7 protein-coding genes and 1 pseudogene are annotated in these 8,099 nt (G+C 51.8%); 1 reads left to right on the top strand and 7 read right to left on the bottom strand.

From position 1 onward, the window contains the following. A pseudogene (locus D5S03_RS09890) lies at positions 1–480 on the top strand (hypothetical protein); the annotation flags it as partial. A 238-nt stretch (positions 481–718) separates the two neighbouring features. Here D5S03_RS09890 and D5S03_RS09895 read toward each other — a convergent pair. The 7 genes from D5S03_RS09895 to D5S03_RS09925 all read right to left on the bottom strand — a co-directional run bounded on the left by D5S03_RS09895 (position 719) and on the right by D5S03_RS09925 (position 7,512). Further along, positions 719–973 (bottom strand): DUF2442 domain-containing protein, encoded by a 255-nt coding sequence (locus D5S03_RS09895; protein WP_287043757.1) that lies wholly within the window; start codon positions 971–973, stop codon positions 719–721. Positions 974–984: 11 nt separating this feature from the next. Continuing rightward, entirely contained in the window at positions 985–1,254 is a 270-nt protein-coding gene (locus D5S03_RS09900; protein ID WP_287043759.1) for a DUF4160 domain-containing protein, read from the bottom strand. A gap of 344 nt (positions 1,255–1,598) precedes the next feature. Then, positions 1,599–3,236: a 4Fe-4S binding protein gene (locus D5S03_RS09905; RefSeq protein WP_287043761.1), complete on the bottom strand. Its 1,638-nt coding sequence runs from the start codon at positions 3,234–3,236 to the stop codon at positions 1,599–1,601. Further along, positions 3,236–4,207 carry a DUF362 domain-containing protein gene (locus tag D5S03_RS09910; protein WP_287043762.1) on the bottom strand — a complete coding sequence of 324 codons (972 nt, stop codon included), beginning with the start codon at positions 4,205–4,207 and terminating at the stop codon, positions 3,236–3,238. Before D5S03_RS09910 ends, D5S03_RS09905 begins: the two co-directional genes overlap by 1 nt. A gap of 207 nt (positions 4,208–4,414) precedes the next feature. Next, positions 4,415–4,939: a zinc-binding metallopeptidase gene (locus D5S03_RS09915; RefSeq protein ID WP_287043764.1), complete on the bottom strand. Its 525-nt coding sequence runs from the start codon at positions 4,937–4,939 to the stop codon at positions 4,415–4,417. Positions 4,940–5,151: 212 nt separating this feature from the next. Next, on the bottom strand, positions 5,152–6,336 hold the full coding sequence (locus D5S03_RS09920; RefSeq protein ID WP_287043766.1) for an NAD(P)-dependent oxidoreductase: 1,185 nt from the start codon (positions 6,334–6,336) through the stop codon (positions 5,152–5,154). A gap of 45 nt (positions 6,337–6,381) precedes the next feature. After that, positions 6,382–7,512: a pyridoxal-phosphate-dependent aminotransferase family protein gene (locus D5S03_RS09925; protein ID WP_287043768.1), complete on the bottom strand. Its 1,131-nt coding sequence runs from the start codon at positions 7,510–7,512 to the stop codon at positions 6,382–6,384. Positions 7,513–8,099: the final 587 nt, after the last annotated feature.

The following is an 8,099-nucleotide window of genomic DNA, read 5'->3' on the forward strand; positions in this document are numbered from 1 at the left end:
CCCGGAGTAAACGTGGCAGTGCTGGCCACTGGAGAGCCGGAATACGAAAGTTTCCTGCAAAGTCTCTCAGACAGACCCAACCTGTACGCTGTAATAGCTTTTGACGCCCAAAAAGCCGGACAGATCAGCCTGGGCAGCGATGTCTTCCTCATGCCCAGCCTGTTTGAGCCCTGCGGCATCACCCAGATGCAGTCCATGAGCCATGCCACCCCGCCCCTGGTGCGCTGGACCGGCGGCCTGGCGGACACTGTCAGGCCGCACAACGATCCCGCGGGTACAGGCTTTGGATTTGACGGCTCGTCACGCAGGGAAATCCTCACCAACCAGCTGGAAGCAGTAAACCAGGCCCGACAGGTGTACACACAAAACCCGCTGCATTTTCGCGCCCTGCAGTATACAGGATATTATGAAAGGTTTCTCTGGGCAAACTCCGCACTGGAATACATTGAAAAGCTCTACCAGCCGGTTATGAAGATGTGACTGCAAAAGGTCATTTTTGTCACGCGAACCACGCGAAGCGCGTGGCAGGGCGCGTGACAGAGGTCAGAGATCAGACGTCAGAGGTCAGTAAAAACAGAGAGTTATGCAAATTATTAATTTCTGAATTATTGATTTCTCGACTTTTTGCAGATGCATCAATATCTCAAATGTTCAACTGGGCTATCAATTATTTATTAAGTAGCAACTGCTACTATCATAAATATCCCGTTTTAAGCTATTATTCAGAGGGTTTTAATGGCCTGGAAAAATCATAAAGAGTTTCCGGAGCTATATCTATATCGCCTGGCCAGACAACTGTACCATGGTTAACAGTGGCACATTCAAAAATCTTCTTTTCCTGAAGACTGTCAAATGGTTTTTTCATAAGCAAAGGATTCATATCAAAAACACGAACCTCTCCATTTTCAAATTCCAATTTTAGAAAAAAGTTTTCATTGGGCTCTACCCTAACTACATCCAACAACTCATTCATACGGACCTCCATTACTGTAAAGGAGCTATTCTAAAGGGCTTTTCACCACTTATGGCAAGCTCCCAGTTAGCCAACAACTCATCATAATGGATTTCTATCCATGCCTGCACTAGTTTAAGTTGCTTGGATGGGAACTTACCGGCTAATACTGATCCATCCTTAATGGAAACAGCAGCCTTATTATCTTGATAGCGTACATGGATATGAGGAATATTATGCCTAACATTGTCCTCGTAAAAAATATAAACAATAATCCCATAAAACATACTTATTGTTGGCATCTGCAATTCCTATGGTTATAATTAAAACAATGTCCAGTTAAATATATTATAGTATATAATGAAGACAGCTCATACAACCACCCCCGGCCCCTCCTTGGCTAAGGAGGGGAGTTTACACCGTGCTCGTAATGCTATGCTGAGGAGCAGGCCCGGTTAAACATTTCCATGCACCGCACATAAAAAAACCTAAGCAACCTTCTTGCCTTTGCGTGAAAAAAATAGGTTGCGGGCATGGCCCCGTGTTAACTGATAAATCTAAAGTCCCAACATATACACATATATACTATTATATTCATGTCGAGCTTTGCTGGCAAGCCACTTATCTGACAAGTATAAAATCTGCCTCAGTCCGTAAACCCGGGAGGTAGATCATCCGGTTCCTCTGTGTCCGGCATGATCTCTTCCGGGGGCTCGCGCTCGCGGTCCGGATCCGGATCCAGGACCATGCCCTGGGCCCGGCCCTCCTCGATATACGAACCTTTGTTCATGCGCAGGGAATTCATGGGCTCCACCACTATGGCCGACTGGGCCTGCACCGGGCAGTGAAACTCGCAGGCACCGCATCCGGAACATTTTTCCAGGACCACGAAAGGCACCGGTATATCTATGCCCGGCACCCGGCGCAGATCCAGGGCCGCATAAGGACATACCTCGAAACAGACCAGGCATTTCCTGTCCCAGGCCCAGGCCAGGCATTTGCCCCGTACCACCCTGGCCGTGCCCATCCTGGCCCAGACCCTCTCGTTTATAGGCAGGTCCCTGATGGCCCCTGTAGGACACACCCGGCCACAGACATTGCATGTGGGATCACACGGTCCCCGCCTGGGCAGGGCTTTGGGGCTGAAAAGTCCCAGCACTCCGGACTCAAACCAGACTGGCTGCAGGGTATTGGTGGGGCAGGCCTTCATGCACTGCCCGCACCGGATGCACCGGGAAAGAAAATCCTCCTCTTCCAGGGCCCCGGGAGGGCGGATCAGAAACTGCGGGGCAACATTGCCCGGGACGATATCGCCGCGCACTTCTCGAATGCCTGTCTGCAAAAGAAGGGCCGATCCCACGCCCCCCAGGACCGAAGCCATTACTTTACGTCTCTGGGGCATAAATCCGGATACAGCGGGTTCTTTGTTCCAACCCGCCTGAAAGGACACAGCCTTTTCCGGGCAGACCCGCACGCACTCCAGGCAGACAATACATTCCTGGTGGCTGGTTCTGTGCGGGTCTTCCTCGATGGCCTGCATGGGACATCTTCTCTGACAGAGACCGCACTCGGTACAAGAGGTAGAGACTTTCCTGCGCAAAAGAGGCTTTCTGGAAAAAAGAGCCAGCAAGGCCCCTGCCGGACAAAGACTGCGGCACCAGAAACGCGGAGCTAGAACAACCAGGGAAAAAACCAGTATGAAAAAGGACAGGATAAATATCTGGGTGGCGAAACGGTAGACCTGAGGTTCAAAATAGGCCAGGCTCTGCAGCCCCAGGCTGGAATAGACCGGATACAGGCTGTCCAGTCCCAGGTCGGTGAGATGCACTGCAAAAGGATATATCACCAGCCCGTAAAAGCGGGTTATAAGAGACAGGGGTGAAGCAATAAATACAGAGGACACTCCCACAATGGCTGTACCCAGGATGAAAAACAGCACCAGGTACTTGACCCGGCGAAGGGTCAGGAGTGACTGGACTGACAGGTTTCTGCCGGAATCTCTTGGCCTAAAAATCCGGTCGCTTATATCCAGGGTGACACCCATGGGACAGATACAGGAGCAGAAAAAACGCCCCAGAAACAAAGTGGCCAGGATGATCAGAAGCCCGGGCAGCAGGGCCCCTGCCCACTCCCTGGCCCCCAGCACAGTACCTGCAAAGACAAGCGGGTCCAGACGCAGAAAAAAATCAGTGGGGAACCAGGTCCTGAGGGGAAAGGCCGCCAGCAGAAGCAGGGTGATAAAAGCAAAAAGACTTAGAGTCTGCAGGGTCCTCTTGAAATTCATCAGGCATCAACCGTCTGGATCTCCAGGTTGTCCAGGTCCATCCTGCCCAGACCCCGCTCATGGGCCATTTTTATATGCTCCACCTGGTCTGGCCGGATCTTTCGTCCATACCAGGGAAACAACTCCACTGTCTTGGCGTCTGCAGCCACCATATCCCTTGAGGCTAGCACAAGCTCACCCTCAATGACGTCTCCCGGCCCCTGCGGACCGTGGCTGGACAACACCCTGGTCGCGTCCACCACGGTGAGATCCGCCTTGAGCAGGGTGCACAGGTCCACTATGGCCTGGTTCAGATTGTAGCGGCTGTGCATCACACCCCGGTTGCGGATGAGTCCCATCATGCCCTTCATGGAAACACTGACCCCGGTGGCTGAATGTGACTTGGCCACGGGAGCGGCAATCAAAACATCCGCATCCAGAACATCGCGCATGACCTCGGTGCTTCGAAAACTTTCACCTTCAGGAATGGACACCTCCTGAAAGAATCGACGGGAATCAAAGGTCTCTACCCGGGTATTGGGGATATCTGCACAGGCATCCCGGATGCCTGAAAGCTCCATGCATCTCTGGGCCGACTGCAGGGTGTTGTCCAGGACCATGACCCTTGATGCCCCGGCATCCACGCACATCTCAGCCAGGGCACTGACCACCCGGGGATTGGTATTGGTGGCCCGGTCCGGGGTATGGGCAAAGCTCATGTTGGGCTTTATCACCACCTTGTCCCCGGAACTGACAAATGAAGACATGCCGCCCATGAGATCCACACAAGCCCTGACAGCCTCTGTCGGGCCGCCCCTGGCTACGCCGATATCCGGGCTGTTTCCTGCCCTGGAAACAGACGCCTGACCCAGAACTCCAAGGCCGGAAAAAGCCACTGCAGCCGCCAGACCCGCCTGACTTTTCAAAAAATCCCTGCGTGACAAGGAATTCTCCGGCATCAACCTCTTCAACACCCTGTATTTTTTATTCATAGCTCCTCCGGCAATCTGAAAAAATGCGGTTCAAGATGAAAAACCGATAAAAAATGTTCAGATTGTTTTATAATCATAGAGCTACATCTAAGCAAGAACTATTATCAATCAAAGAAGTTAAAGTCCAGCGGGTGAGGCGCACTGTCTTCAGATACATGGACTATTGCGGCTTGGCTAAAGGGAAAAAGCACCGTTTCCGGATGAAAACTAAATGTATCGTCTTGTTGAGATCACGCTTCTGAAAACTTTTCTGCGCATGAAGTCAGCTTTTCCGGGGGCATGGTAAAGAAGGTGGGTCCTGAAGCACAGGCAGGAATATGTTTCCGCGAAATCCTCCCGGGCATCCTTGCGCGCCCTTTTTGAGACAAAGCCTTTTTCAGCCCTGCGCAGGGCGAACCATTCATCCCGCAAACCCTGGTCCAGGACCCGGAAAAACACATGGTGCCCTATCTCGTGGTACAGGGTATGAAAAAAAACATCCCTTGTCTTGAAGGGATAAATAACCACCACCGAGTCCGAACTGTCCCAGTCATGCAGGTATGTGCCCCTGGCCCGCAGGGACTCGGGATTGTTGTTGATATAGGCCATTTCCAGGGCCAGGCTGCGCTCGGGATCGTATCGGATTATCTTTATTTTGGCGTAGTGCTCCCGGGGCAGGCGCTCTACAGCTGCCCTTATCTCATGGGGCGAAACCAGGCTTTGCCGGGAAAAATTGACTATTGCCACACGCATTGCTGTTCATCCGGAAATTTTGTACTCGACTTTTTATCCATGATAAATTTATGCAAATAGCGTGCGCAAAGCAGGACATTGATACTCCACCGGGACAGAAACTTAAAAAGCCCGGCCTCAAAGCAGATTTGCGGCCGGGCTTGAACACTGGCAACCATTCAAAATGCTGTGCCCCTGTTCTTGCTCTCTGATATTGGGTAAATTGATAAGAGTTAGTAAACCACCCTTCTGACCCCGTCAATTTCCAGGAGTTTCTCCTGCATCTCGGAAGTAGGTTTTTCCTGGATGGTATATATGGTCTGGGCCAGCCCGTCCAGGCGTCTGGAATTATTTTCCTGGATGTTCACCCCCAGATCGCCGAAGGCTGTGCCGAACTTGCCGAACATACCCGGCTTGTCCTCATGGGTAATGAAAATGGTATAAAGATCAATGCCTTCGTCGATTACAGTCTGGCCCACATTGACTGACTGCCTGAAGTCCCCATATTTTAAATACTTTGAGACCACATCGGCGATTTCCATCCCTGTCTTGCGGGCGGCATTGGCTGTGGAAGCCCCCAGGTGAGCGCTAAGGACAATATTGTCCAGTTCGGCCAGCTTGCTGGTAAAAGGCTCGCCTTCGCGCTTGGGTTCCTTTTCGTAGCAGTCCAGGGCCGCTCCGGCGATCCTGCCGTTTTTAAGGGCATAATAAAGGGCGTCTTCCTCCACATTCACCCCTCTGGAAGCATTTATCAGGAAAGCGCTGGATTTCATGCGTTCAAGCTCTGGCTCTCTTATCAGGGTGTGCGCCCCTCCGGTGTTGATGCTTACAAAGTCGGCATGATCCAGCACCTCTTCCATGGAATCCATATAGTCCACTTCCGAATCCATCCAGCGCTGCATGTCAAAGCCGATGACCTTCATGTCCAGGTCCTTGGCCTTGGTGGCCACGGCCTGCCCTATACGCCCGCATCCGATGAGGCCCAGGGTCTTGCCCTGCAGTTCCACACCTTTAAAACGGGCCTTGTGCCAGATGCCCGATTTCAGTGTATGGTGGGCAAAGGGCACTTTGCGGGCTATGGCGAACATGAGCCCGATTACATGCTCCGCTGTGGCATTGATGTTGCCGTGCGGGGCGAATTTGACCACAACACCGCATTCCTTGGCGGCCTGCAGATCGATGTTGTCCGTGCCTACTCCTCCGCGGCCGATTATCTTCAGCTTGCCCCGCTTAGTGGTGGCTGCCTCGATGAGCTCCCTGTTTACCTTGGTGGCGCTGCGCACCAGAAGGGCGTCGAAATCAGGAAGGTCTCCAAGCAGATCTTCATAATCACGCTTTTCCGTGTCCACGCTGAAACCTTCCCGGCGCAGAAAGTTGACAGCTTCATCCACCAGGCCGTCATTTGCCAGAATTCTCATAAACTTTGACCTCCTTTGCCAGACCCTGTGAAGGGCACCTGTTTTTTAAGCCTGCAGTATGCCTTTCAGTGTCTGCAAGTATTCCTCCAGCATATCCATATTTATATCGCCCAAATGCCCGATACGGAAAACTGCTCTTTTTCCGGCCTGCTCCAAAGCGTCATTGAGCTTGCCGTAACCCGGGTCAAACAGGTATCCTTTCTCCCGCAGGGTTTCCTTGATTTCCTTCAGCCTGGCCGCTGTCATACTTTCAGGAACGCGTATGCAGGTCACTGTTGGAGAACTGTAGCCTTCTGGAGCAAAGAGTTCAAAGCCTTCAAGTCCAGAGACGAATTCATGCACTGCATCACGCATCTGTAAATGTCTTTTGAAGCGGCTTTCCACACCCTCCTCATTTACAATATACTCCATCTGCAGATACATCTGGTTGGCCAGGGTGCAGTTGGGAGTGGTCAGAGTCTGAAATTTTCTGGCCCTGGGCAGCTGGCCCAGAATGTCGGAAACAAAGCCACGGTTGGAAACCTTTTCCGCCTTGGCCAAGGCTTCCGGACTCACAAAGGCGATCCCGAAACCGGCCGGAAGTCCCAGGCTCTTCTGGGTGGAAGTTATGTACATGGCACATCTGGTATCCTCGATATGGCTGGGGGAACCTCCGAATATGCTGATTCCATCCACCAGGGCCAGGGCCCCGGACCTGCGGATGACCTCGCAGGCAGCCTTGATATCATTGGTAACACCTGTGGATGTCTCGTTGTGGGTCAGGGAAACCACCGCCGGCCTGTGCTCATCCAGGGCTTGCTGCAGCCTGGCTGTATCTATGCATGAGCCGGGATCAAACTTCAGCTGAACAGCATCCTTGCCGTTCACTGTGGCGATCTTGTGGTAAAGGTCTCCGAATGCCCCTACAGACACATTGAGCACCTTTTCACCGTCAGCCACCAGGGACCTGATGGAGGCCTCCATGGCATTGGTGCCGCTGCCGTTGAAAATTATCACCTCGTAATCGTCCGGTGCACCGGCCAGAATCTTGAGGTTTTTCATTATGGGTTCAAAACGCTTGCGGTTTTCTGCGTCCCTGTGGCCGAATTCCGGCCAGAGCCCCGCCTGACGTACCTCCGGGCGGACATAGATAGGACCGGTTATAAAAAGCTGCAACTCGGGAAACGGACTTTGCATCAATCTCTCCTCCTGATAAAATTCAAATCCTGGTTTTAGCCCAAAAAAACCGCCCGATTCTCACGGAAACGGCTCAGCCCGGAAAGACGGGCATACAGACCGGGCGCGCTCTGGAAACATAGAAGCATCAAGGTTAATGCAACTTGAAAAGACTCTTCAGGTGGGTATTGCAGGCGAGCAATGGCGTGTTAAAAATCCAATGCTCCTTATAAAACCTCTTATTTGAAGATAATTAGACTGGATGGATTAAAATGTCAAATTATATCTCAGGGTGTCTGACACTGAAAGAGCAAGGATTATTACTACTTGCTGCGAATTAATCCCTGCTTGCTTTATTGCGGAAAATTACATGAATAACTCTGTTTTTCCTGTGGCCAGCCCCCATGAAGATTGACCTGCAAAAAATCAAAAACAGATGCCTTTTAATTCATCTTTTTAACTGTTTGATTTTGTGCACTCTGCCTGTCAGGGGCAAGCAGCTCACACTGACTACTGCCCATCCTGGACAGGCCGGTCGATTGCTTCCCGCACTCTGGACAAAAGTTCCGGCACCCGGTAAGGCTTGGCCATAAAGCCTACGCGACCGG

It is taken from the genome of Desulfonatronospira sp. MSAO_Bac3, from assembly GCF_003838035.1.
Lineage (GTDB): Bacteria > Desulfobacterota > Desulfovibrionia > Desulfovibrionales > Desulfonatronovibrionaceae > Desulfonatronospira > Desulfonatronospira thiodismutans.